Source organism: Rhodosalinus sp., from assembly GCF_046542825.1.
Lineage (GTDB): Bacteria > Pseudomonadota > Alphaproteobacteria > Rhodobacterales > Rhodobacteraceae > Rhodosalinus.
In genome coordinates this window covers 73637-97076 of the sequence record NZ_JBKHAQ010000001.1, presented here as the reverse complement: position 1 = coordinate 97076, position 23440 = coordinate 73637, and the positions used below count along the sequence as shown (strand labels likewise).

Here is a 23440-nt window from a genome sequence, read left to right as displayed (position 1 = left end):
TCCCCGCGATCGTCGACCCCGACGGGCCGGGCGGGCGGCCCCTCGGTCTCTTCGAATCCGGCGCGATCCTGATCTACCTTGCGGACAAGACCGGGCAGTTCCTGCCCGCGGGCGGCGCGCCCCGATACGAGGCGCTGCAGTGGCTGATGTTCCAGATGGGCGGTCCGGGGCCGATGTTCGGACAACTCGGCTTCTTCGTGAAGTTCAAGGGCTCCGAAGTCGCGGACCCGATCCCGCGCGCGCGCTACATCGGCGAGACGAAGCGCCTGCTGGGCGTGGTCGAGACCGCGCTGGGCGACGGGCGCGACTGGATCGCCGGCGACTATTCCATCGCCGACATGGCGCTGGCGCCATGGCTGCGCGCGCTCGACTTCTACGGCGCGAAGGAGATGGTCGGCTGGCAGGATCATCCCCGCACGATGAGCTACCTGAACCGTTTCCTCGCGCGTCCCGCGGTGCAACGGGCGTTGAACATCCCGCCGCGCGAGGGGTGAAGGACCGGCGGAGGGGGCGCTGCCCCCTCGGCCCGTTCCGGGCCTCACCCCCGGGGTATTTCGGGACCATTGAAAGGGGGGGCAGCCCGGCGTCACGTCACGGCAGGCGGCCATCGACGACGTATCGCAGGATCCGCGCGACCTCTTCAGGCGTGCGGGCGACGGCGTTTGCGGCGGCGTCCACCTCCTTGAGGGCGTGGTCGTGCTCGGGCGGGTGCAGGGTGATCAGCGGACGGCCCAGCGCCGCGGCGTAGCCCGCGTCGAAGGCCGCGTTCCATTGCTTGTATTTTTCCCCGAAGCGCACGACGACGACATCCGCCTCCTCGAGCGCGGTGCGGGTGCGGATGGCGTTGAGCAGCGCGCCCTTGCGGTCGTGCCAGAACTTGTCCTCTTCCGCGCCCAGGATCGCCACGCCGCAGTCGTCGCTGGCGGCGTGATCGGTGACCGGCGCGGTGAAGCGCAGGCCGAGGCCATCGGCGGCTCGCTCCACATCGTCGCGCCAGTCGGAATGGATCTCTCCGGCGAGATAGACTGTCAGGCTCATTCGGGTCTCCTGTCGGGGTCGTCGAAACGGGCGAGTATCCGCGACACCTCCGCCTCGCTCACCTGGTCGAAGCGGCGATAGTGGAAGCCCACGGCCTGGAAGGCCTGCGGCCGTGACAGGCAGATGACGTTGTCGGCCTCGTGCGCGAGGCGCGCCAGCGTGTCGGGCGGCGCCACCGGCACGGCAAGCCACACCGCTTCCGGGCTGCGCGCGCGGAGCCCGCGCAGGGCCGCCCGCATCGTGGCGCCCGTGGCGATGCCGTCGTCCACCACGATGGCCGTGCGCCCGGCGAGTTCCACCGGCGGGCGGCCCGACATCCAGCGGTCGCGGCGCTCCGCGATCTCGCGCGTCTTGTCGACGATCTGGCCGGCGAAGTCGCGTTCGTCGAGGCCGGCCATCGCCAGCACTTCGGGGTTGTAGACCGCCTGCGGCGGGTCGCCGTCCACCAGGGCGCCGGCGGCAAGCTCCTCGTGCCCCGGCAAGCCCAGTTTGCGCACCAGCAGAAGGTCGAGCGGCGCGCCCAGCCTTTGTGCCACGACCGCCGCGACCGGCACGCCGCCCCGCGGCAGGGCAAGCACCACAGGGCGCGCCGGGCGCTCTGCCACGACGCGATCGGCCAGTTGCTCGCCTGCCTGCTCGCGATCCTCGAACATCCGTTCCTCCATCGTCGCCCCGCCACACCATGCACCATGGCACGGGCGGCAGACCCGCACCTTGACCGGGCGCAAGGACGCGGGCTGTCAGCCCCGGAGTTCGGCGCCCGTCGCCGCGCGGACCTTGTCGACGATCCGGCCCGACACGGCCTCGATCTCGGCCTCCGTCAGGGTCTTGTCGCGCGGCTGCAGCCGCACGGCCAGCGCCAGCGACTTGCGCCCCTCGCCCAGGCTGCTGCCGGAGAACTCGTCGAACACTTCGACCGTGTCGATCAACGCCTTGTCGGCGCCCCGCGCGGCATTGACGAGGGCGGCGGCTTCCACCTCCGCGTCAACCACGAAGGCGAAATCGCGTTCCACCACCTGCAGGTCGGAGGCTGCCAGCGCCGGGCGCGCGGCGCCCGCGCGGCGCGGCGCCGGAATTTCCTCGGGCCAGAGCGTGAAGGCCACCGCCGGCCCCTTCACGTCGAGCGCCTGCAGCACGCGCGGGTGCAGCTCGCCGAAAGTGCCCAGCGTTTTTTTCGGCCCGAGGCAGAATCGACCGTGCCGGCCCGGGTGCCACCACTCCGCCCCGCCGCGCAGGACCTGCACGCCCGCGGGCGCGCCCAGCGCGGCGAGCACCGCCTCGGCCGCGGCCTTCGCGTCGAAGGCGTCGGCGTCGCGCGCCGGCCCGTGCACGTTGCGCGGCACCGCGCGGCCCACCATGAGGCCCGCAACCTGCAGGTGCTGCTCGCCGGGCTCGGGGCCGTGGAACGCCGGCCCGATCTCGAAGAGGGCGAGGTCCGGGAAGCCGCGCGCCTGGTTGCGGGCCGCCGCCTGCAGGAGGCCCGGCAGCACGTCGGGGCGCATGTGCGTCATCTCGGAGCTGATCGGGTTCTCCAGCAAAAGCCGGTCGTCGCCGCCGAAAAGCGCGGCCGCGGGGCCGGCGACGAAGCTGTATGTGACGCACTCGTTGAAGCCGGAGGCGGCCAGCGCCCGGCGCGCGGCCTGTTCGCGGCGCTGCAGCGGCGTCAGCACCGGGCCGGTCACGCCCTTGGTCGGCCGTGGCAGCGGCCTGCCCTGCAGTTTCGTGAGGCTGGCGATGCGCGCCACTTCCTCCACCAGGTCCGCCTCCCCCATCACGTCGGGCCGCCAGGACGGGACATGCGCCATGTCGCCGTCGAGGCGGAAGCCCAGCGCGGTCAGGGTCTGGCGCTGCTGCCACTCGGGCAGATCCATGCCCACCAGCGAACGGACGCGCGCCGGGTCCAGCCGGTAGGCACGGGAATGGTCGGGCACGCCACCTGCGACGACGATCTCCGACGGTTCGCCGCCGCAGAGGTCCAGGATCATGCGCGTCGCGTCCTCGAGCCCATTGACGGTATAGGCGGGGTCGACACCGCGCTCGAACCGGTAGCGGGCGTCAGAGTTGATTTTGAGCGCGCGGCCGGTCAGCGCGATCTGCACGGTGTCCCAGTAGGCGCTTTCGAGGAAAACCTCGGTCGTTGCCTCGGTGACGCCCGTGGGATCGCCGCCCATGATGCCCGCGATGCTTTCGGGACCGGTGTCGTCGGAGATGACGATGGCGCCCTTCGGGAAGCGATAGGTCTTTTCATCCAGCGCCAGCAGCTCCTCGCCGCCCGCGGCGCGATGAATGCGCAGGTTGCCTGCCACCTTGCCCGCGTCGAAGACATGCAGCGGGCGGTTCCGGTCGAAGGTGAAATAGTTGGTGATGTCCACCAGCACCGAGATCGGGCGCAGCCCGATGGCGCGCAGCCGGTCCTGTAGCCATTGCGGCGAGGGGCCGTTGGTGACGCCCCGGATCACCCGGCCGGCAAAGACCGGGCAGCCGTCGCGCGTGTCGGCGTCGATGGCCACGTCGATGGGGCTGGGAAAGGCGCCGGGAACCGGCGTCGACTCCTGCGGCTTCAGCGTGCCGAGGCCGCGGGCGGCGAGGTCGCGCGCGATGCCGCGCACGCCCAGCGCGTCGGGCCGGTTCGGGGTAATCGCGATCTCGATCACCGGATCGACCTTGGCCGGGTCGTGTGCGGCCAGCCAGTCGACGAAGCGTTCGCCAACCTCACCGGAGGGCAGCTCGATGATGCCGTCGTGTTCGTCCGACAGTTCCATCTCGCGCTCGGAGCACATCATGCCCTGGCTCTCGACGCCGCGGATCCTGCCCACCTGGATCGTCGTGTCGAGGCCGGGGATGTAGGCTCCCGGATGCGCGATCACCGCGATGATCCCCTCGCGCGCATTGGGCGCGCCGCAGATGATCTGCTTCTCGCCCTGGTCGGTCTCGACGCGGCAGACGCGCAGGCGGTCGGCGTCGGGGTGCGGATCGGCCCGAAGGACCTTGCCCAGGGTGAAGCCCGCAAGCCGCTTCGCGGGGTCGAAGACCTCCTCGACCTCGAGGCCCAGATCGGTCAGCGCCTCGGCGATCTCGTCGACCGTGGCGATCGTGTCCAGATGGTCCCTGAGCCAGGAGAGGGTGAATTTCATCTTGCGCGTTCCTTGGGCCTCGGATCGCGCGCGGGATAGCCGATCGCGCCCGCGGGGGGAAGAGGCCGCCCCCGGCGGGCCGGCCAGCCCGGAAAATTCTTCGATCGAAGAATTTTCGGGCCGCGGCAACAGGATGCGGGAGCGTGTTGACGGGGCGGCGATTTTTCGATCGAAAAATCGCCCGCGCGCAGGCCTCAACCGTCGTCGCGGATCATGTCGGGCACGCCCAGCCGGTCGACCAGCCGGTTCATCTCGCGCTCCACCAGCCCGATGTTGCTGTCGCGCACGGTGGGCAGCAGGGCCCGCGCCCGCCGCACCGCGGCATAGTCCACCGACGCCGCGATCAGCTCGGGCTCCGTGCCTGCCACCGCCAGCGGCTCTCCGAAAGGGCCCAGGATGCGCGAGCCGCCCCAGAAGCTCAGGTCCTGCTCCGGCCCCACGCGGTTCACCATGACCGAGGGAGCGCCGTACATCATCGAGTAGAAATGCATCGTCGCCGCCCAGCCCGCGGGGTTGTCGAAGCCGTCGCCTACCGCCTCGACCCCCGAGGAGATCGGCGAGACCAGCAGCGTCGCGCCATGCAAGAAGGCCAGGTGCACCAGCGCCGGGTTCCACAGGTCGGCGCAGATCAGGAGTCCGAGGCGCCAGTCCTCGGCGATGGCGTGGGTGTCCACGAAGCGGCCCTGCGCGTAGTATTTCGTCTCGATCAGCTTGCCGTAGGAGGGCAGGTTGATCTTGCGGTGCAGGTAGATGCAGCGCCCGGCCTTGTAGACGCCGGCGGCGTTGTAGAATTGCGCCGCCGGCCCTTCCTCGATGAAGCCCACGATCAGGATCGTCTCGCCCGCCGCTCGCGACAGCGCCAGCAGCCGCGGGTCGTTGCGCTTCATCGTGACGTCGAGCAGACGCTCGGCCCCGTAGTGGCCCACAAGGCTGAGTTCCGGGAATACCAGCACGTCGGCACCCGACGCCTGGGCCTCTGTCACCCAGGCGTGATGCGTCTCGAAATTGGCGTCGAGATCGCCGATGTGGCTCGCGAACTGCGCGGCGGCAAGGGTCAGGCTCTGCGGCATCGGCGTCTCCGGTCGGCACGCGCCGCCCCTAGACGGAGCGCGCGGGGCGGGTCAAGCGCCGCTCAGGCGCTGTGCGAGGTCGGCCGCGTCGCCGATCGCCGGCTCGTGCAGCTCGCGCACCGCGCGGATGGTGGGCTTGGCCATGAAGCACACCGGGCCCACGGTCATGATCCGGATCGCCGCCGTCCCGCTGCTGTACCAGAAGAACAGGACCGAGCCGACCGTGACGCAGCGCGCGGCGGCGAAATCCACGAAAGCACGGGCCACCTCCCGGCGCACCAGGATCTTCGCGTGCGAGCGGTCCCTTGGCGGGTCGGGCGCCTGGAGAGGTGCATGCCTCACTCCCTGCCGTCGGTTTCCCGGCGTTCGCGCCCTCGGCGGCGCTGCGCACGCAGCCAGAGCGCGACTGCCCCCGCGGGCAGCAGCACGACGGCCCAGGCGGTGGCATTGATCCGGGTGAGGTCGGCCTTGAGCTCCGCCGGCACACGGTCCGAGGTCCAGAGCCCGACGTGCCCCAGGATCACAAGCGCTGCGACGGTAAGGGCGAAGAGGATTCGCATGACAGTCAGTCTAGCGCGCAGGCGCACGCGGTCACGGATGCGGCCCGTTCCCGCATTCCGACCAGAAGCGGATCGCCAGCCAGTCGCAGTCGTGCGTGCTGCTCCTGCAGCCGGGCGTCGTGAAAGGTGCAGGCGCAGTCCACTCGCCGGGGAAGCGGCACTCCCGGGGGCGGTTCGGCAACTGCACATCGCCGACTCCTCGGGCAGGTTGGAGCGCTGCCAGACCTCTCTGGCGGTCCACGGCGCGACCAGGCAGATCACCCGCGCCTCGCCGTCGCAAAGCCCGCCCGCGCCCGGCTGGATCCGCGTGCCGCGCGGGGGCACTCCGGCGCGTCGCCCTTGCCGCAGACCGGGATCAGCGGCGGCTCGCTCCGCGTCCGGCTCACATGGCGCTCGGTCGCACGCTCGATCCAGTCGAGCAGCTCCTGTGCCAGCACATCCGGCGGGCGGACGCAGAAGCCGTGCCGGGCCGCGATCCCGGCGCACCCAGGGCGGGCAAGAGCGCCCGGAGCGTGGCCAGCAGGCAGGGGCGCAGGACACGGGCCGTGCCCCAGCCTGGCGGCAGAGGCCGCGGCCTCACGCATGGGGCCTGCGCAGCAGTGCCTTGCCGACCATCCGGAACGCACTGGGGGAAAAGGAACGTCGCCGTCACCCCGATTCGCGCGCGGCTGCATCGAATCTGCCGCCCCCCGTGCCACGCGCGGCGGAAACCCGGACAGGCCGGCCCGCCGCGCCATCGGGCGCGGGCTTCGTCCGCCGACCCCGGGGCTATCCCGAGCCGCGCAGAATCTCAGCCGCAACGCCCACCGCGATGGCCTGCGGGTGCTTGCCAAGGCCCGGATCCCCGATCGGGCAGCGGAGTCGCGACACCGCGGCTTCCGCGTGGCCCATCTTCAGAAGACGAGAGCGGAAGCGTGCCCGTTTCGTGGCGGAGCCGATCACTCCGCAGGCGATGAAGCCCCTCCGCAAAAGCGCATCGCAGAGCGCAAGGTCAATGTCGTGGCTGTAGGTCAGGATCAGGTGCTCCGCCGCCTCCGGCGCATGGCCCGCAAGATGCGGCAGATCGCGCGCCGGCACGACGCGAACGCCATCCGGCACCGTCTGAGGAAACCGTGCCGCATCCGTGTCCGCCCAGGTGAGCGAAAGGCCCGGCAGCGGCGCCAGCACCCCGATCAGCGCGCGGCCCACATGCCCCGCGCCCCAGATCCAGAGCGCGCGGCCCTCCGGCGTGACCTCCTCGACAAGGGTGGCGCCATCTGTGCCGGGCAGCGGGCGCGCGTAGCGGCCCCGTTCAGGCACCTGCGCAAGGCGGTCGGCGTCATAGACCTCCCACAGCAGCCGCACGGCCCCGCCGCAGCACTGACCCAGCGCCGGGCCGAGCGGCATCGCCCCCACCGCATCGCGTCCGCGGCCAAGGCACTCGCGCGCCCGAGCGGCCGCCTCCCATTCCAGCGCGCCGCCGCCGATGGTCCCCTCCTGTCCGCCGTCCCAGACCAGCATCGCCGCGCCGGCCTCGCGCGGGACCGACCCGCGCGTCTGGATCACTGCCACGCGCACGACCCGCCCCTTCCGCGCCACGGCGCGGGCAAGCGCCGCGCGGTCGAAGGGCAGGGACCGCGCCGCGCCGCCGGCCGCCCCGCTCATCCCGCCCGAACCCGCGCGATGGCGGCCAGGACCCGCTCGGGCGTGGCAGGGGCGTCAAGCGCGGGATAGCCCGGCCCGCAGGACGCCACAGCGTCCGACAGCGCCATCAGCACGGAAATCCCAAGCATCAGCGGCGGCTCGCCCACCGCCTTCGAGCGATGGATCGTCTCCGCCCGGTTTTCTCCTTTCCAGAAATCCACGTTGAACACGGCAGGCGCATCCGAGGCGGCGGGAATCTTGTAGGTCGAGGGCGCATGTGTCCGGAGCCGCCCCTCCCCGTCCCAGACGAGCTCCTCCGTCGTGAGCCAGCCCGCTCCCTGCACATAGCCGCCCTCGACCTGCCCGCGGTCGATCGCCGGGTTCAGGCTGGCGCCCGCATCGTGCAGGATGTCGGCACGCAGGATACGGTATTCGCCGGTCAGCGTGTCCACGGCCACCTCGCTCACCGCCGCACCATATGCGAAGTAGAAGAAGGGCCGCCCCTCGCCCTTGATCCGGTCCCAGGAGATGCCCGGCGTGCGGTAGTAGCCCGTGGCCGACAGGCTCACGCGCCCCATCCAGCAGGCCTTCGCCGCCTCGGCGAAGGTGTAGCTCTCCGCGCCCACCTCGACGCGCCCGTCGCGAAACCGCACCTCGGCGGGCTTCGCCTGATGCCGCTCGGCAAGGAATCCGGCCATCCGCCCCGCGATCTCCTCGCAGGCCAGCCGCACCGCCATGCCGTTCAGGTCCGACCCGGAGGATGCCGCGGTGGCAGAGGTGTTGGGCACCTTGGCCGTGTCCGTCGCGGTGATCCGCACCGCCGCCATCGGCAGGCCGAAGACCTGGGCGGCCACCTGCGCCACCTTCTGGAACAGGCCCTGCCCCATCTCGGTCCCGCCGTGGTTCAGAGAGACCGAGCCGTCCTGGTAGACATGCACCAGCGCACCCGCCTGGTTGAGATGGGTCAGCGTGAAGGAGATGCCGAACTTCACCGGCGTCATGGCAAGCCCCCGCCGGATCACCGTGTTTTCCGCATTCCACGCCGCGACCGCTGCCCGCCGCGCCGCATACCCGCTGGTCTCCAGCAGGCGCTCCGTCATCGCGCCCAGGATGAAATCCTCCACGACCTGCCCGTAGGGCGTCACGCGGCGCTCCCGCAGGTCCTTCCTCTTGCCTGAAATACCCTCGGGGGGTGAGGCGGCAAAGCCGCCGAGGGGGGCCGACGGCCCCCCTTCCTCCGCCTCCGCGTAGTAATTCAGCCGGCGCACCGCGACCGGGTCGCGGCCCACCCGGTGGGCGACGTGATCCAGCACCCGCTCGATGCCCACCATGCCCTGCGGCCCGCCGAAGCCGCGGAAGGCGGTATGCGACTGGTGATTGGTGCGCAGCCGGTGGCTCTCGATCCGCACGGCCGGGATGAAATAGGCGTTGTCGGCGTGCAGCATAGCCCGGTCCGCAACCGCGAGGCTCAGGTCCTGCGACCAGCCGCAGAGCGCGTATTGCACGAAATCCACCGCCAGCAGACGGCCTTCGGCGTCGTGGCCCGCGCGGTAGCGGATGACGAAGGGATGGCGCTTGCCGGTGATGATGAAGTCGTCGTCGCGATCGTAGCGCATCTTGCAGGGGCGCCCCGTGGCGCGAGCGGCCAGTGCGCAGGCCACCGCAAGCGCGTTGCCCTGGCTCTCCTTGCCGCCAAAGCCGCCGCCCATGCGCCGCACCTCGACGCGGACGGCATGCATCGGCAGGCCGAGCGCGTCGGCGACCTTGTGCTGGATCTCGGTCGGATGCTGGGACGAGGCGTGCACGATCATGTCGCCGCCTTCCTGCGGCAGCGCCAGCGCCGCCTGCCCCTCGAGGTAGAAGTGCTCCTGCCCGCCGATCTCGATCTCGCCCTCGGTGAAATGCGGCGCGGCGGCGAGCGCGGCCTCCACGTCGCCGCGACCGTAGACGCGCGGCCCCTCCTCGAAGCGCGACCCGGCGGCGAGCGCCTGCTCGACCGTGAGGATCGGGGGCTCCTCTTCGTAGCTCACCTGCCCCAGCCGCGCGGCCTTGCGTGCCTGAAGGTGGCTCTCGGCCACGACGATAAAGAGGGGCTGACCGGCGTAGTGCACCGTGCCGTCCGAGAGGAGCGGCTCGTCATGGGCGACGGGGGCCACGTCACTGTCGAAGGGCAGATCGTCGGCCGACAGCACGGCGACCACGCCCTCGGCGGCACGCACCGGGCCGAGGTCCATGGCGGTCACGCGGCCCCTCGCCACCGTGCTCGTGCCGAAGCACAGGTGCAGCGTGCCCGCGGGCACCGGAATGTCGTCGACGTAGCGCGCGGTGCCGTCGACATGGCGGTGGGCTGCGTCGTGGGGCACGGGCTTCGCGACGGTCACGGGCGCACCTCCAGCACGCTGGTCAGCGCCCCGGCGTGGTCGAGCGCGTAGCGGATGAGCAGGTTGCGGGCGACCTGCAGCCGGTAGTCCGCCGAGGCGCGCATGTCCGAGATCGGGCGGAAGTCCTCCGTCCAGGCGGCATCGGCGGCGGCGACGCCCTCGGACGTGAGAGGGCGGCCGACGAGCGCGGCCTCCACCGCGCGGGCGCGCTTCGGCGTGGCGGCCATGCCGCCGAAGGCGATGCGCGCCGCGACGATGCGGCCGTCCTCGACCGTCAGGTCGAAGGCGCCGCAGACCGCCGAGATGTCCTGGTCGAAGCGCTTGGAGACCTTCCAGACGCGCAGCCGGTCGGGCTGCCGCGGGATCGTCACCGCCTCGACGAATTCGCCGGGCGCGCGGTCCTGCCGGCCGTAATCGAGGAAGAAGTCCTCGAGCGGCAGGCTGCGCCGGGTCCTGGCATGGCGCAGGTGAAGCTGGGCGCCCAGCGCGATGAGCGGCGGCGGGCTGTCGCCGATGGGCGAGCCGTTGGCGATGTTGCCCCCGAGTGTCGCCGCCGCGCGCACCTGCGCCGAGCCGTAGCGCCGGAGAAGCTCGGCGAAGGAGGGGTGATGCTCTGCCATCAGCGCGCGGACCCGGTCGAGGGTGACGGCGGCGCCGATGCGGATCTCGCGCGCGCCCACCTCGATCTTCTGCAGGTCGCGGCAGCGGTGCAGGAAGGCCACCGGCCCGAGCCGTCGCAGGTCCTTCGTCACCCAGAGCCCGACGTCCGTGGCGCCGCCGATCAGCGTGGCGTCGGGGTGCGCGGCGTACCACGCGGCGAGCTGATCGGAGCTCTCGGGCAGGATGCAGGCGGGGCCAGGGGGGCTGTCTGCCCCCCTCGGCGGCTGCGCCGCCTCACCCCCCGAGGGTATTTCGGGCAAGAGGAAGGACCGGTGGGTGTCGAGCGCGGCGCGGTCGGCCGCGACCCATGCAGGCCGGGGCGCGGTTTCGATGGCTTGCGCGGCCTTCAGGATCGGCGCGTAGCCCGTGCAGCGGCAAAGGTTGCCTGCGAGCGCATCGGTGTGGTCCGTGCGGCCCTGCGCGTGCGCGGCGGCCATGGCGGCCATGATGCCGGGCGTGCAGAAGCCGCACTGGCTGCCGTGATGGGCGACCATGGCGTCCTGCGCGGGGTGGGGGGCGCCCGCATCGCCCAGGCCCTCGACGGTGCGCACCGCGCGACCGTGTAGCTGGGGCATGAAAAGGATGCAGGCGTTGAGCGCGCGCGCGCCGTGCTCTGCGTCGGTGACGACGACGGTGCAGGCGCCGCAGTCGCCCTCGTTGCAGCCCTCCTTGGTGCCGGTGAGGCCGCGGGCGTCGCGCAGCCAGTCGAGCAGGGTTTCGGTCGGAGCGGTGCGTGTCTCGACGGGGGTGCCGTTGAGCAGGAAGGCTGTGCGCATGTCAGGTCAGCATCGCCGCGATACCCGTTGGCCGGGGCGCTCCCCTTCGAGGCGGCGTAGAAGGGGCCGGCAGTTCGGGCGCCGCCTGAAATCCTGCATTTCCGCCGCCGCTTTGGCAAGAGGCGGGGTGCCGCGGGGCCCGGTGCCTTCACCCGGGGCTGCGATCTGCCCAGCCGGCGAAGGTCTTTTCCAGCACGATGACGACATAATAGAGCAGGATGCCGAGCAGCGCGAGCGCGATGAGCACGGCGAACATCAGCGGATAGTCGGAATTCGTCTTGCCCGAATCGAAGAGCGCGCCCAGCCCGCGGCCGTGGGGCGAGACGATCTCCATCAGGTTGGTGCCGATGAAGGCGAGCGTCACGGCGACCTTCAGCGCGCCGAAGAACTCCGGCAGCGTCTTGGGCAGCGCGATCTTCCAGAAGATTGTGGATTGCGAGGCGCCGAGGCTGCGCAGGATGTCGCGGTACTCGGGCTCGAGCGTCGAGAGGCCGATCGAGACCGAGACGGCGATCGGGAAGAAGGAGATCATGAAGGCGATGAGCACGGTGTTGAAGTCGTGTGCGCCCACGAACATAAGCGCGACGATGGGCACCACGGTCGCCTTGGGGATCGCGTTGAAGCCCACCAGAAGGGGATAGAGCGCGTCGCGCATGGTGCGCGAGAAGCCCATGACCATGCCGAGCGCCACGCCCACGATCACAGCGAGCAGCAGGCCCAGCACCGTGCGCCAGAGCGTCTGCCAGCCCATGACGATGAAGCGGTCCCAGTACTGCGCGTAGGCCGGCACGAGGTCCGAGGGCGAGGCCATGACGTAGTCGGGCCAGCCGTTGACCCAGACGAGCGCCTCCCAGAGCGCGATCAGCACGAGGGTGGCGATCACGGGGGCGAGCACGGCGCGGTTGCTCATCGCCCTGGCGACGCGGCGGCCGAGCGAGGGGCGTGCGGCCTCTTCGGGCCGGGTGACGGGGGTGGGCGCGGTGGTGGTGTCGGTCAACCCGGTCTCCTGTCTCAGTGCATGCCGCGGGCGGCCGCGCCGGGGGGCGGGGCGGGATGCGCGGTCGCCGGTTCCTCTGCGGCGCGGCCCTGCGCGATCTCGATCTGGTGGCGCAGGATGTTGAGCATCTCGGTCGCCTCGGGGGTGTAGAGGTGGTCGAGGTCGCGCGGGCCGGTGTCGGGCACGTCGAGGACGTATTGCGTGCGCGCAGGCCGCCCCGACAGGACGACCACCCGGTCGGCGAGAAAGATCGCCTCGCGCAGGTCGTGGGTGATCAGCACGCCGGTAAAAGGCTCGTTGCGCTTGACCTCGTGCATGGTCTGCCACAGGTCCTCGCGCGTGAAGGCGTCGAGCGCGCCGAAGGGTTCGTCCAGGATCAGCACCTCCGGCTGGTGGATGAGCGCCCGGCAGAGCGAGGCACGCTGGCGCATCCCCCCCGAGAGTTCCGAGGGGCGCTTGTCCTCGAACCCCTCGAGCCCCACGAGCGACAGAAGTCGGCGCGCGCGGGCCTCCTGATCCCTCTTCGGCAGCTTCGTGGGCACGATCTCGAGCGGCAGGAGCACGTTCCTGAGGATCGTGCGCCATTCCAGCAGCACGGGGTTCTGGAAGGCCATGCCGACGTTCGCGCGCGGGCCGGTGACGCGTTCGCCGTGAACGCGGACCTCGCCCGCGTCGGGGATCAGAAGGCCGGCGATCAGCCGCGTCAGGGTGGACTTGCCGCAGCCGGATGGCCCGACGACGGCGGTGAAGCCGCCCTCGTCCACGGCAACCTCCAGCCCGTCGAGGACGGGCAATGGCCCTGTGCGGGTGCGGAAGGTGTGGCACACGCCGCGGATATCGATGAGGTTTTCCAAGCGTCCTCCGGGGCGCTGGCCGCGGGCGGAGTCCGCCCGCGGCGGGTCGTCATTGCAGCGGGAAGCCGCCCTCGGGCAGGTAGGCGTCGGTGAAGTAGAGCGCCGCGTCCGGGGCATTTTCGAACTCGTAGGTGAGCTTGATCTGCTCCAGCGCCTCCGCCATGCGCGCGGGGTCGATGATGCCCATGCCGTTGGCCCGGGTCCAGTCCGTGACCACGTTGGCGTCGATGGCGAGCTGCAGGCGGCGCTGTTCGAGATCCGCATCGGCGGCCGGGTTGCGCTCGATCAGGCTCTCGATCGCCGCTGCCGGATCGGCGATGGCATCGGTCCAGCCCTGCGCCACGGCCGACAGGAAGCCCGAGACCAGTTCGGGGTTCTCCTCGGCAAACGCCGTGTTCACGATGACCGCGTTGCCATAGAGTTGCACGCCATGATCCGCCATCAGGATCGTCGAGATGTCGTCCTCGTCAACGCCGAGGCGCACTAGGTTCAGGAAGGACGAGAAGGAAAATCCCGTCACCGCGTCCACCTCGCCCTCGGCCAGCATCGGCTCGCGCGTGGGAAAGCCCACGGGGTCCACGGTGATCGCGTCCATGTCGAGGTCGTTCTCGGCGGCGAAGATCGGGAACTGCGCCCATGCGCCGTCGGGCGGCGGCGCGCCCAGCACGCGGCCTTCGAGATCCTTGGGCGCCTCGACGCCCTGGCTCTTGCGGCCCACCACCGCGAAGGGCGGCTTGTCGTAGACCATCATCACCGCCGTCACCGGCGCACCCGGGTTCTGGTCGAGGAACTTGATCAGGCTGTTGATGTCGGCAAAGCCCACCGGGAAGGCGCCGGTCGCGACCTTCGGGATCGCGTCGAGCGAGCCCTGCCCGGCGGTGACCTCGACCTCCAGCCCGGCATCGGCGAAGTAGCCCTTGTCGATGGCGACGAAATAGGGCGCGGCCGGCCCCTCGAACTTCCAGTCGAGGGCGAAGGGCATCTCTGTCTGTGCCGCGGCGGCGCTCGCGGCGAGCGTGGCGGCAGCGGCGGTCAGGATCGCACGGTAGAACACTTGGGCATCTCTCCTGCTGGTCTGTCTGTGGCTCTCGCCCAACTCGCTTGTCCGGCGCGGGGTCGTCACGAGAGAATCGTGCTTCAGCGCGCCGCGGGTGTCATCATCAAACATGTTGCCGAAGTTTTGGGCAAGTCGGCGCAAAAACGGGCGCGAGTCCTGTCGGTTTCAGCGCGCCCGGGGTCATTGCGCTGGACACGCCCGCGGGTGGCGCCTCTGATCCGTCCGGAATGCGAGGAGACCGCCTGTGCCGGCAAGCGCCGCGCGGGCGGCCGTCGCGATGCCGCGCATCCGCGGCGGCAAGGAACGGAGGGGCCGATTCTCCAGACGGCGTCGATGTCGGAGGCGCGCAGGCAGGAGGTGCCGGCGCAACCGCGCGCCCGCGGCGCGGTGCGCCTGTCCGTGCGTGCGGCGCGGGGTGGCAGCGCGCTCTCCGCGTTCCGGCACCAGGGCTCGCTGCGCGCGGTGTTTCCGCGTCCCCGGCCGGGCGCGGGGGTGGAGGCGATCCTTGTCAATACCGCCGGCGGGATCACCGGCGGCGACCGGTTCGAGGTCGAGGCCCGGGCCGAGGCGGGCGCGGCGCTGACGCTTTCGACGCAGGCCTGCGAACGGGCCTACCGCGCGCCGCCGGGATCGACCGGGCGACTGGCGGTGCGGCTTGCTGCCGGGCCGGAGGCGCGTCTCGACTGGCTGCCGCAGGAAACGATCCTCTACGACGGCGCGTCGCTCGACCGGCGGCTGGAGATCGACCTTGCCCCCGGCGCGCGACTGCTGATGGTCGAGCCGCTGATCTTCGGGCGCAGGGCCATGGGCGAAACGCTCACCAGCGGCCGCTTTCGCGACCGGATTGCCGTAACGCGCGGGGGGCGGCCGCTCTACCGCGACGGCGTGACGCTGGCGGGCGACATCGCGACCACGCTGGCGCGCCCCGGCGTGGCCGGTGGCGCGGGTGCCATGGCGAGCCTGGTGCTGGTCGGGCCGGAGGCCGAGGCGGAGCTTGCGCCGGTGCGCGCCCTGCTGCCGGCGACGGGCGGGGCGAGCCTGCTCTCGCCTGATCTGCTTGTCCTGCGGCTTCTGGCGCGCGACGGTCAGGCGCTGCGCGCCACCCTGCTGCCGGTGCTTGACCGGCTGACGGGCGGCGCGCTTCCCAAGGCATGGAGACTGTGACCCGATGATGCTGACCCCCCGCGAGAAGGACAAGCTGATGGTCGCCATGGCGGCCGAGGTGGCGCGCCGGCGCCTGTCCCGAGGCGTGAAGCTGAACCACCCCGAGGCGATCGCCCTGATCACCGATGCCGTCGTCGAGGGCGCGCGCGACGGCCGGTCGGTGGCCGAGATGATGGAGGCGGGTGCGCAGGTCGTCACCCGCGAGATGTGCATGGAGGGCGTGCCGGAGATGATCGCCGAGGTGCAGGTCGAGGCCACCTTTCCCGACGGCACCAAGCTTGTCACCGTCCACAACCCGATCCGCTGAGAGGAGACTGCCGATGAGACGCCTGATCGCCGCCGTGCCGATGGTGCTGGCCGCCGGCCCCGCGCTGGCCCATGTCGCACCGCTTGAGCACAATTCCTTCCTGGCCGGGGCGACCCACCCGATCTTCGGGGCCGATCACGTGCTGGCCATGGTGGCGGTGGGCCTCTGGGCCGGAATGCTGGGCGAGCGCGCGGTCTGGGCGGTGCCGGCGGCCTTCGTGGGCTTGATGGTGCTGGGTTTCGCGCTGGCGCTGGGCGGTCTGGCACTGCCGCTGGTCGAGCCGGCGATCCTTGCCTCCGTCGTGGTGCTGGGCCTCGTCGTCGCGCTGGGCCTGCGGCTGCCCGTCGCGGCGGGTGCCGCGCTGGTCGGCGCCTTCGCGCTGTTCCACGGGCACGCCCACGGGACCGAGATGTGGGTGGCGGGCGCGCTGCCCTATCTGGCGGGCTTCGCGCTGGCCACGGCCGCGCTGCACGGGGTCGGATTGCTGCCGGGCCACGCGCTGGCGCGCGCCGGGCGCTCGGCCCCGCGCCTGGCCGGCGGGCTGGTGGCCGCGGCGGGCGCCGCGCCCGCCAGGGGGGTCTGAGCCATGATCCCCGGAGAGCTGCAGACGCCCGAGGGCGAGATCGAACTCAACGCGGGCCGCGAGGTCACGCGCCTGCAGGTCGCCAATACCGGCGACCGGCCGGTGCAGGTGGGCAGCCACTATCACTTCGCCGAGGCGAATCCGGCGCTGGCGTTCGACCGCGCGGCGGCGCGCGGCAAACGTCTCGACATCGCCGCCGGCTCCGCCGTACGCTTCGAGCCGGGCCAGACGCGGGAAGTGACGCTGATCCCCTATGCAGGAGCGCGGCGCGTCTACGGCTTCAACGGGCAGGTGATGGGCGACCTCTGAGCAGCCATTGCAACAGGGAGGGATACCCGATGTGCGACATTTGCGTGGTCAACTCGGTGAAGGAAAAGATGCTCAGCCGGCGCGGCTTTTTCGCCGGCGCGGCGGCGACGGCCGCGGCTGCGGGCATGAGCGCCGCGCCCCGGCCGGTTCTGGCGCAGCCCGCGCGACAGGTGGTGGACATGACGCACGAGCTGTCGGCCGAGTTTCCGACCTTCGGCGGCTCGCCGGGCATCAGCTATGACAAGCAGTTCGATTTCGAGGGCGACGGCTACAACCTCTACGTTCTCTCGATCAACGAGCACACCGGCACCCACATCGACGCGCCGCTGCACTTCAGCGCCGACGGACGCTCGGTGGCCGAGATCCCGGTGGAGGATCTTGCCTGCCCGCTCTGCGTGATCGACATTCGCGCGAAGGCCGCCGAGAACCCGGACGCGCAGGTCACGCCCGACGACCTTCAGGCGTGGATCGGGCGCAATGGCGATATCCCCGACGGGGCCTGCGTGGCGATGAACTCTGGCTGGGCGGACAAGGTGGGCACCGACGGTTTCCGCAACGCCGATTCGGCGCGCCCCGGCACGATGCATTTCCCCGGCTTCCACGTGGAAGCGGCGCAGATGCTGCTGGACGAGACGAACGCGGCGGCGATCGCGGTGGACACGCTGTCGCTCGATCACGGGCCGTCGCCCGACTTCGCGGTGCATTATGCGTGGCTCCCCGCGGGGCGCTACGGGATCGAATGCCTCGCCGGGCTCGACCGGATGCCCGAGACCGGCGCGACGCTCATGGTCGGTGCGCCCAAGGTCAGGAACGGCACCGGCGGCCCGGCACGGATCATGGGGCTCGTCTGATGGCGACCGTGCGTCTGATGGCCGACGACGAGCTAACGGCGGAGGCGGTGGAGGTCTTCGAGGAGATCCGCGCCGCGCGGGGGACCGACTACGTCAACAACTTCTGGCGCGCGCTGGCGCACGATCCGGCGCAGCTGCGCGCGACCTGGGACCGTCTGAAGACGGTGATGGCGCCCGGCGCGCTCGATCCGATGGTGAAGGAGATGGTCTATCTGGCCGTCTCCACCGCCAATTCCTGCAGCTACTGCATCCACTCCCACACTGCCGCGGCAAAGGCGAAGGGCATGACCGAGGAGATGCACGCCGAGCTTCTGGCCGTGATCGGCATGGCCATGCAGACCAACGGGCTGGTGACCGCGATGCAAGTCGAGGTGGACGATGCCTTCAAGGTCTGAGGCCGCGCTTGCCCTTTTTCTGCTGGCCGCGCCTGCCGCGGCGCAGGACGTGAACTGCGCCGAGACGGTGACACAGATCGAGATGACCTATTGCGCGGAACAGGCCTGGCGCGCGGCCGACGAGGACCTCAACCTCGCCTGGAGGCTGGCCATCGACGAGGCGCGGGCGATCCAGTCGGCGCTGCCCGCCGACGCGCCCGTGGACATCGAGGAGGATCTGCGCCGCGCCCAGCGGGTCTGGATCGAGTTCCGCGATCTTGCCTGCGCCGCGGAAAGCCACATGGCCTGGGGCGGCAGCATGATGCCGATGCTCGTCTACGCCTGCCGCGAGCGCCTGACGCGGCAGCGGACAGAGGATCTGCGCCTCTTCGGCGAGGTGAACTGAAACCGCGGCGCCGCCCCGCCGGGGCGGCGCGCACCAGAAAGGGAGCGTTCATGCCCGCACGCATTCCGCGATCCGACTACGCCGCGATGTTCGGCCCCACCACCGGCGACCGCGTGCGCCTGGCCGACACCGAGCTTTTCATCGAGGTCGAGCGCGACCTGACCACCTACGGGGAGGAGGTGAAGTTCGGCGGCGGCAAGGTGATCCGCGACGGCATGGGCCAGTGCCAGGCCACCCGCGCCGAAGGGGCGGTGGACACCGTCATCACCAACGCGCTGATCGTGGACGCCACCGGCATCTACAAGGCCGACGTCGGGTTGAAGGACGGGCGCATCGCGAAGATCGGCAAGGCCGGCAACCCGGACGTGCAGCCGGGCGTCGACATCGTCGTGGGCCCCGGGACAGAGGCCATCGCGGGCGAGGGCAGGATCCTGACCGCCGGCGGCTTCGACAGTCACATCCACTTCATCTGCCCGCAGCAGGTGGAGGACGCGCTGCACTCCGGCATCACCACCATGCTCGGCGGCGGCACCGGCCCGGCCACCGGCACCATGGCCACCACCTGCACGCCGGGGCCGTGGCACATCGGGCGGATGCTGCAGGCGGCCGACGCCTTTCCGATGAACCTTGCCTTCGCGGGCAAGGGCAACGCCTCGCTCCCCCAGGCGCTGGTCGAACAGGTGGAGGCCGGCGCCTGCGCGCTCAAGCTGCACGAGGACTGGGGGACGACCCCCGCCGCCATCGACTGCTGCCTGTCGGTCGCCGACGATCACGACATTCAGGTGATGATCCACACCGACACGCTGAACGAGAGCGGTTTCGTCGAGAACACCGTCGCGGCGATGAAGGGGCGCACAATCCACGCCTTCCACACGGAAGGAGCAGGCGGCGGGCACGCCCCGGACATCATCAAGATCTGCGGAGAGGAGTTCGTCCTGCCCTCCTCCACCAACCCGACGCGGCCCTTCACGGTGAACACCGTCGAAGAGCATCTCGACATGCTCATGGTCTGCCACCACCTCGACAAGTCGATCCCCGAGGACGTGGCCTTTGCCGAAAGCCGCATCCGGCGCGAGACCATCGCGGCAGAGGACATCCTGCACGACATGGGCGCCTTCAGCATCATCGCGAGCGACAGCCAGGCGATGGGCCGCGTGGGAGAGGTCATCATCCGCACCTGGCAGACCGCCGACAAGATGAAGCGCCAGCGCGGCCGCCTGCCCGAGGAGACGGGCGAGAACGACAACTTCCGCGTCCGCCGCTACGTGGCGAAATACACCATCAACCCGGCGATCGCGCATGGCATCGCGCATGAGATCGGCTCGATCGAGGAGGGCAAGCGCGCCGATCTGGTGCTGTGGCAGCCCGCCTTCTTCGGGGTGAAACCGGACCTCGTGCTGATCGGCGGAACCATCGTCTGCGCGCAGATGGGGGACCCCAACGCCTCCATCCCCACGCCGCAGCCGGTCTATACCCGGCCGATGTGGGGCGCCTATGGCCGCTCGGTCGAACGCAGCGCCGTGACCTTCGTGAGCCAGGCGGCGCAGGCCGCGGGCATCCGCGACGCGCTGGGCCTTGCCAAGGACACGGCCGCGGTGCGCGGCATCCGCGGTGTCACCAAGCGCGACCTGATCCTGAACGATGCGCTGCCCGCGATGGAGGTGCACCCCGAGACCTACGAGGTGCGCGCCGACGGCGAGCTTCTGACCTGCGCGCCGGTGGAGGTGGTCCCCATGGCGCAACGCTATTTCCTGTTCTGAGGGCGAAAGATGACCGAGCTTCCCATCGCGCAGACCCTGCACCGCAAGGGCCACTGGCACGGCCCCGCCGACTGGGTGCGGCTGGATTACGAGGCGCGCTTCCTGCGCCGCAAGCGGCTGGAGACCGGGGCGGGAGCCCCCTTCCTCGTCGATCTGCCGCAGACCGTCTCGCTCGATCATGGCGATGCGCTGGAACTGGCGGACGGCCGGCTGATCGAGGTGATCGCCGCGCCCGAGCCGCTCTGCGAGGTCCGCGGCGACCTGCCGCGGCTGGCCTGGCACATCGGCAACCGCCACACCCCCTGTCAGGTCGAGCCCGACCGCCTGCTGATCCGCCGCGACCATGTCCTGCAGGAGATGCTGCAGAAGCTTGGGGCCGACCTGCACGAGGTGGAGGCCCCCTTCACCCCCGAGGGCGGCGCCTATGGCCACGGACGCACCCATGACCACAGCCACTGACGCCCGCCTGACGCTCGCGCAATGGCTGTCGCCTGCCTATCCGACCGGCGGCTTCGCCTGGTCGCACGGGCTGGAGACCGAGGTGGCCGAGGGGCGCGTGACCGACGCGGAAAGCTTCGCCGTCTGGCTGGCGGACGTCCTCGAACACGGCCTCGCCCGTGCCGACGCGGTGCTGCTGGCCGAAGCCTGGCGCGCCGGGTCTGCGGACGAGATCGCCGCGCTCGACACCGAGGCGCGCGCCTTCGCCCCCTCGGCCGAACGTCAGGCCGAGACGGTGGAGCAGGGCGCGGCCTTCGCCCGCACCACCGCCGCCGTCTGGGGCCTCGACCTTCCGCCGCTCGCCCACCCGGTCGCGGTGGGCCGTGCCGCGGCACTCACGGGCCTGCCGCTTTGCGACACGCTTGCGCTCTACCTCCACGCGGTCGCGGCCAGTCTCGCCTCCGCCGCGCAGCGCCTGGTGCCGCTGGGCCAGACCGAGGCGCAGGGCGCGGTCGCCCGGCTGGCACCGCTCTGCGCGCGCCTGGCCGACGATGCACAGGCGCTTGCGCGGGACGACCTGTCCTCCGCCGCATGGGCGGCCGACATCGCCGCCATGCGCCATGAAACCCTGCAACCGAGGCTCTTTCGCTCATGATGAACGGCCCCCTTCGGATCGGCATCGGCGGCCCCGTCGGCGCCGGCAAGACCACGCTGACCGCCGCGCTCGCCCGCGCGCTCGCGCCCGATCATTCCATCGGCGTGATCACCAACGACATCTACACCCGCGAGGACGCCGAGGCGCTGCTGCGCCAGCAGATCCTGCCCGAAAGCCGGGTGATCGGGGTCGAGACCGGCGGCTGCCCGCACACCGCGATCCGCGAGGACGCCTCGATCAACCTTGCCGCCGTGGCGGAACTGGAACGCCGGCACCCCGGGATCGAGGTGGTGCTGATCGAATCGGGCGGCGACAACCTCGCCGCCAGTTTCAGCCCGGAACTTGCCGACCTGACGATCTACATGATCGACGTGGCCATGGGGCAGGACATCCCGCGCAAGAAGGGGCCGGCACTGCGCAAGTCCGACCTGCTGGTGATCAACAAGACCGATCTCGCCCCCTACGTCGGCGTCGATCTCGACATGATGCGCCGGGACGCGGCCGAGACGCGCGAGGGCCGCCCCACGGTCTTTGCCGCCCTGCGCAACGGTGAGGGGGCGGCGGACGCGGTGGCCATCCTGCGCGACCTCGGCGGTCTGCGCGCGCCCGCGTCGGCACGCGCGACCTGATCCGCGTCGCTGTGGCCTGTCCGCGGTCAGGGCTCGCTCCAGGCCCGCGCGCCCCTCGGGCAGCTTCGCTGCGACGGTCAGCAGGTCGTTTCAACCTGTGATCGCGTTGACCGTATGCGCAAGGGTCACAAGCGCCTCGCGGCTGTCTGCCGGGCTGTCTTTGTCGGTTGCGACCGTGTGAACCCAGATCAGGGCGATTCTTGCCGCGACGCGCTGCGGGGGCAGGCCGCGCTGGTCCGGCTGTGGCCTGCCCCGATGCGGGTCACGGCAGAGCATCGGCCCGGCCCGGCGCAGGCTCCCGGGATCTCGGCCATCCGCATCTCCGACCGGGACACGCCGCGTGCAAGACCAAAGGGGCCACCGGAGGGTGCGCGACGGGCCGGCGCTGGTGGAAGGATCGGGAGTGGCGGTGCATCTGGTGCATGGCGCCCATGACCCGGTTGTCAGCCTTGCCTCCCCGTGGGTCCTTGCCGCGCGCCATGCCCACCGCACGCGCCTGACGGTGCTGGAAGACACCGGGCAGCCGGCAGGCTACATCGGAAACGGCGACTCCGGTGACCATTCCAATTCGCGGCGATTTCCCTTTCCTTTCCTGCCCGTCTTGCCTATCTCCCCGCGGCATGAGGTCCCGTTCTTCCGGCGAAGCCGTTTCCATCCCGGTGATCACCGACACCCAGGCGTTGGCCGCCTTTTGCCGCCGCGCGCAGGCAGCGCCCTACGTCACGGTCGACACCGAGTTCATGCGCGAGCGCAGCTACTATTCGAAACTCTGCCTGCTGCAGATGGCGATCCCGGGGAGTGGCGAGGACACTGCGGTTCTGGTCGATCCGATCGAGGGCGATCTGGACCTTGCGCCGCTCTACGACCTCTTCCGCGACGAAAGCACCGTAAAGGTCTTTCACGCCGCCCGGCAGGATCTCGAGATCTTCTATGTTGATGCCGGCGTGATCCCGACGCCGCTCTTCGACACGCAGGTGGCGGCGATGGTCTGCGGCTTCGGCGAACAGGTGGGCTACGAGACGCTGGTCAAGCGGATCGCGAAGGCCGGCCTCGACAAGACATCGCGCTTCACCGACTGGTCGCGCCGACCGCTGTCGGAGGCCCAGAAAGCCTATGCCCTGGCCGATGTCACGCATCTGCGCGACATCTACGAGCATCTCGCGGCGCGGCTGGCCGAGACGGGGCGCGATCGCTGGGTCGCCGAGGAAATCGCGGCGCTCACCGCGCCCGAAACCTACGAGTCACACCCCGAGGACGCCTGGAAGCGTATCCGCACGCGCAACGATCAGCCCCGGTTTCTCGCCATCGTGCGCGAACTCGCGCGCTTCCGCGAATCTTATGCGCAGGCGCGTGACATCCCGCGCAACCGCGTCTTCAAGGACGATGCGCTGCTCGAACTGGCCTCCACCAGGCCGCGCGACATGTCGGAGCTCTCGCGCTCGCGCCTGCTGTTGCGCGAGGCGCGCAAGGGCGACATCGCCGAAGGCATCCTGGCCGCCGTCAAGGCCGGACTCGACTGCCCCGAGGAGGATCTGCCGCGCGTCGAGCGGGCGCGCGACAGGGGTCAGCCCAACCCTGCGCTCGCGGATCTGCTGCGTGTGCTTCTCAAGGCAAAGACCGAAAGCGCAGGCGTCGCCTCGAAGCTCATCGCGCAGGCCGCCGATCTGGATGCCATCGCCGCGGGCGAACGCGATCTGCCGGCGCTGACGGGCTGGCGGCGGGAGGTCTTTGGCGAGGATGCGCTCAGGCTGTGCGAGGGGCGGATCGCGCTCGCCGCCAAGGGGCGCAATGTCGAGGTCGTGCCGATCGACTGA

Annotated in this window: 25 protein-coding genes; 13 read left to right on the top strand and 12 right to left on the bottom strand. The window is 70.8% G+C overall.

Annotated features, from left to right (window positions below; genetic code table 11):
* On the top strand, positions 1-494 hold a 494-nt coding region (locus ACLFOB_RS00460; protein ID WP_410924286.1), incomplete at its 5' end, for a glutathione S-transferase C-terminal domain-containing protein.
* Positions 495-591: 97 nt separating this feature from the next.
* Here the strand turns inward: ACLFOB_RS00460 and ACLFOB_RS00455 are convergent.
* The 12 genes from ACLFOB_RS00455 to ACLFOB_RS00400 all read right to left on the bottom strand — a co-directional run bounded on the left by ACLFOB_RS00455 (position 592) and on the right by ACLFOB_RS00400 (position 14147).
* Complete coding sequence (locus ACLFOB_RS00455; RefSeq protein WP_410915974.1) at positions 592-1038, bottom strand: YtoQ family protein; 447 nt, start codon at positions 1036-1038, stop codon at positions 592-594.
* On the bottom strand, positions 1035-1691 hold the full coding sequence (locus tag ACLFOB_RS00450) for a phosphoribosyltransferase (RefSeq protein WP_410915976.1): 657 nt from the start codon (positions 1689-1691) through the stop codon (positions 1035-1037). The genes ACLFOB_RS00455 and ACLFOB_RS00450 overlap by 4 nt, the downstream gene beginning before the upstream one ends.
* Before the next feature lie 87 nt (positions 1692-1778).
* Positions 1779-4172: a phenylalanine--tRNA ligase subunit beta gene (gene pheT / locus ACLFOB_RS00445; RefSeq protein ID WP_410924284.1), complete on the bottom strand. Its 2394-nt coding sequence runs from the start codon at positions 4170-4172 to the stop codon at positions 1779-1781.
* 194 nt (positions 4173-4366) lie between these two features.
* Positions 4367-5242, bottom strand: coding sequence for a nitrilase-related carbon-nitrogen hydrolase (locus ACLFOB_RS00440; RefSeq protein ID WP_410924283.1), 876 nt, complete (start codon positions 5240-5242; stop codon positions 4367-4369).
* A gap of 51 nt (positions 5243-5293) precedes the next feature.
* A complete protein-coding gene (locus ACLFOB_RS00435) occupies positions 5294-5509 on the bottom strand; it encodes a YrhK family protein (RefSeq protein WP_410924281.1) in 216 nt (71 codons plus the stop codon).
* A gap of 71 nt (positions 5510-5580) precedes the next feature.
* The gene (locus ACLFOB_RS00430) at positions 5581-5802 is read right to left on the bottom strand and encodes a phenylalanyl-tRNA synthetase subunit beta (RefSeq protein WP_410924280.1); all 222 of its coding nucleotides are present in this window, start codon (positions 5800-5802) and stop codon (positions 5581-5583) included.
* A 768-nt stretch (positions 5803-6570) separates the two neighbouring features.
* Positions 6571-7413 carry a xanthine dehydrogenase accessory protein XdhC gene (xdhC, locus tag ACLFOB_RS00425; protein ID WP_410918510.1) on the bottom strand — a complete coding sequence of 281 codons (843 nt, stop codon included), beginning with the start codon at positions 7411-7413 and terminating at the stop codon, positions 6571-6573.
* Between the two features lie 29 nt (positions 7414-7442).
* Positions 7443-9806, bottom strand: a complete 2364-nt coding sequence (xdhB, locus tag ACLFOB_RS00420; RefSeq protein WP_410924278.1) for a xanthine dehydrogenase molybdopterin binding subunit — start codon at positions 9804-9806, stop codon at positions 7443-7445.
* Positions 9803-11242: a xanthine dehydrogenase small subunit gene (xdhA, locus tag ACLFOB_RS00415; protein WP_410924277.1), complete on the bottom strand. Its 1440-nt coding sequence runs from the start codon at positions 11240-11242 to the stop codon at positions 9803-9805. Before xdhA ends, xdhB begins: the two co-directional genes overlap by 4 nt.
* Before the next feature lie 148 nt (positions 11243-11390).
* Entirely contained in the window at positions 11391-12152 is a 762-nt protein-coding gene (locus ACLFOB_RS00410; protein ID WP_410918300.1) for an ABC transporter permease, read from the bottom strand.
* 101 nt (positions 12153-12253) lie between these two features.
* Positions 12254-13210 carry an ABC transporter ATP-binding protein gene (locus ACLFOB_RS00405; RefSeq protein ID WP_410918298.1) on the bottom strand — a complete coding sequence of 319 codons (957 nt, stop codon included), beginning with the start codon at positions 13208-13210 and terminating at the stop codon, positions 12254-12256.
* Positions 13143-14147 carry an ABC transporter substrate-binding protein gene (locus ACLFOB_RS00400; RefSeq protein ID WP_410924288.1) on the bottom strand — a complete coding sequence of 335 codons (1005 nt, stop codon included), beginning with the start codon at positions 14145-14147 and terminating at the stop codon, positions 13143-13145. The genes ACLFOB_RS00405 and ACLFOB_RS00400 overlap by 68 nt, the downstream gene beginning before the upstream one ends.
* Before the next feature lie 336 nt (positions 14148-14483).
* Between ACLFOB_RS00400 and ACLFOB_RS00395 the strand changes: the two genes are divergently transcribed.
* The 12 genes from ACLFOB_RS00395 to rnd all read left to right on the top strand — a co-directional run bounded on the left by ACLFOB_RS00395 (position 14484) and on the right by rnd (position 23440).
* Positions 14484-15314 carry an urease accessory protein UreD gene (locus ACLFOB_RS00395; RefSeq protein WP_410924275.1) on the top strand — a complete coding sequence of 277 codons (831 nt, stop codon included), beginning with the start codon at positions 14484-14486 and terminating at the stop codon, positions 15312-15314.
* 4 nt (positions 15315-15318) lie between these two features.
* Positions 15319-15621, top strand: coding sequence for an urease subunit gamma (locus ACLFOB_RS00390; RefSeq protein WP_410924274.1), 303 nt, complete (start codon positions 15319-15321; stop codon positions 15619-15621).
* A 13-nt stretch (positions 15622-15634) separates the two neighbouring features.
* Positions 15635-16204, top strand: coding sequence for a HupE/UreJ family protein (locus tag ACLFOB_RS00385; protein WP_410924272.1), 570 nt, complete (start codon positions 15635-15637; stop codon positions 16202-16204).
* Between the two features lie 3 nt (positions 16205-16207).
* On the top strand, positions 16208-16513 hold the full coding sequence (locus ACLFOB_RS00380; protein WP_410924270.1) for an urease subunit beta: 306 nt from the start codon (positions 16208-16210) through the stop codon (positions 16511-16513).
* 29 nt (positions 16514-16542) lie between these two features.
* The gene (locus tag ACLFOB_RS00375; protein WP_410924268.1) at positions 16543-17364 is read left to right on the top strand and encodes a cyclase family protein; all 822 of its coding nucleotides are present in this window, start codon (positions 16543-16545) and stop codon (positions 17362-17364) included.
* Positions 17364-17759 (top strand): carboxymuconolactone decarboxylase family protein, encoded by a 396-nt coding sequence (locus tag ACLFOB_RS00370; protein ID WP_410924267.1) that lies wholly within the window; start codon positions 17364-17366, stop codon positions 17757-17759. The genes ACLFOB_RS00375 and ACLFOB_RS00370 overlap by 1 nt, the downstream gene beginning before the upstream one ends.
* The gene (locus ACLFOB_RS00365; RefSeq protein WP_410924265.1) at positions 17743-18144 is read left to right on the top strand and encodes a lysozyme inhibitor LprI family protein; all 402 of its coding nucleotides are present in this window, start codon (positions 17743-17745) and stop codon (positions 18142-18144) included. Before ACLFOB_RS00370 ends, ACLFOB_RS00365 begins: the two co-directional genes overlap by 17 nt.
* Positions 18145-18194: 50 nt before the next feature.
* Positions 18195-19904, top strand: coding sequence for an urease subunit alpha (gene ureC / locus ACLFOB_RS00360; protein WP_410924264.1), 1710 nt, complete (start codon positions 18195-18197; stop codon positions 19902-19904).
* A 9-nt stretch (positions 19905-19913) separates the two neighbouring features.
* Positions 19914-20363: an urease accessory protein UreE gene (gene ureE / locus ACLFOB_RS00355; protein ID WP_410924262.1), complete on the top strand. Its 450-nt coding sequence runs from the start codon at positions 19914-19916 to the stop codon at positions 20361-20363.
* On the top strand, positions 20347-20997 hold the full coding sequence (locus ACLFOB_RS00350; RefSeq protein ID WP_410924260.1) for an urease accessory protein UreF: 651 nt from the start codon (positions 20347-20349) through the stop codon (positions 20995-20997). The genes ureE and ACLFOB_RS00350 overlap by 17 nt, the downstream gene beginning before the upstream one ends.
* Positions 20997-21626 (top strand): urease accessory protein UreG, encoded by a 630-nt coding sequence (ureG, locus tag ACLFOB_RS00345; protein ID WP_410916620.1) that lies wholly within the window; start codon positions 20997-20999, stop codon positions 21624-21626. The genes ACLFOB_RS00350 and ureG overlap by 1 nt, the downstream gene beginning before the upstream one ends.
* Before the next feature lie 653 nt (positions 21627-22279).
* Complete coding sequence (gene rnd / locus ACLFOB_RS00340) at positions 22280-23440, top strand: ribonuclease D (RefSeq protein ID WP_410916622.1); 1161 nt, start codon at positions 22280-22282, stop codon at positions 23438-23440.

Bases quoted from the DNA above. Each gene is read 5' to 3' on its own strand.
- ACLFOB_RS00455 (WP_410915974.1), bottom strand. From the start codon at position 1,038: ATGAGCCTGACAGTCTATCTCGCCGGAGAGATCCATTCCGACTGGCGC.
- ACLFOB_RS00450 (WP_410915976.1), bottom strand. From the start codon at position 1,691: ATGTTCGAGGATCGCGAGCAGGCAGGCGAGCAACTGGCCGATCGCGTC.
- pheT (WP_410924284.1), bottom strand. From the start codon at position 4,172: ATGAAATTCACCCTCTCCTGGCTCAGGGACCATCTGGACACGATCGCC.
- ACLFOB_RS00440 (WP_410924283.1), bottom strand. From the start codon at position 5,242: ATGCCGCAGAGCCTGACCCTTGCCGCCGCGCAGTTCGCGAGCCACATC.
- ACLFOB_RS00430 (WP_410924280.1), bottom strand. From the start codon at position 5,802: ATGCGAATCCTCTTCGCCCTTACCGTCGCAGCGCTTGTGATCCTGGGG.
- xdhA (WP_410924277.1), bottom strand. From the start codon at position 11,242: ATGCGCACAGCCTTCCTGCTCAACGGCACCCCCGTCGAGACACGCACC.
- ACLFOB_RS00410 (WP_410918300.1), bottom strand. From the start codon at position 12,152: ATGAGCAACCGCGCCGTGCTCGCCCCCGTGATCGCCACCCTCGTGCTG.
- ACLFOB_RS00405 (WP_410918298.1), bottom strand. From the start codon at position 13,210: ATGCCCCGGACGCGGCGCTCTACTTCACCGACGCCTACCTGCCCGAGG.
- ACLFOB_RS00395 (WP_410924275.1), top strand. From the start codon at position 14,484: ATGTCGGAGGCGCGCAGGCAGGAGGTGCCGGCGCAACCGCGCGCCCGC.
- ACLFOB_RS00390 (WP_410924274.1), top strand. From the start codon at position 15,319: ATGATGCTGACCCCCCGCGAGAAGGACAAGCTGATGGTCGCCATGGCG.
- ACLFOB_RS00385 (WP_410924272.1), top strand. From the start codon at position 15,635: ATGAGACGCCTGATCGCCGCCGTGCCGATGGTGCTGGCCGCCGGCCCC.
- ACLFOB_RS00380 (WP_410924270.1), top strand. From the start codon at position 16,208: ATGATCCCCGGAGAGCTGCAGACGCCCGAGGGCGAGATCGAACTCAAC.
- ACLFOB_RS00375 (WP_410924268.1), top strand. From the start codon at position 16,543: ATGTGCGACATTTGCGTGGTCAACTCGGTGAAGGAAAAGATGCTCAGC.
- ACLFOB_RS00370 (WP_410924267.1), top strand. From the start codon at position 17,364: ATGGCGACCGTGCGTCTGATGGCCGACGACGAGCTAACGGCGGAGGCG.
- ACLFOB_RS00365 (WP_410924265.1), top strand. From the start codon at position 17,743: ATGCCTTCAAGGTCTGAGGCCGCGCTTGCCCTTTTTCTGCTGGCCGCG.
- ureC (WP_410924264.1), top strand. From the start codon at position 18,195: ATGCCCGCACGCATTCCGCGATCCGACTACGCCGCGATGTTCGGCCCC.
- ureE (WP_410924262.1), top strand. From the start codon at position 19,914: ATGACCGAGCTTCCCATCGCGCAGACCCTGCACCGCAAGGGCCACTGG.
- ACLFOB_RS00350 (WP_410924260.1), top strand. From the start codon at position 20,347: ATGACCACAGCCACTGACGCCCGCCTGACGCTCGCGCAATGGCTGTCG.
- ureG (WP_410916620.1), top strand. From the start codon at position 20,997: ATGAACGGCCCCCTTCGGATCGGCATCGGCGGCCCCGTCGGCGCCGGC.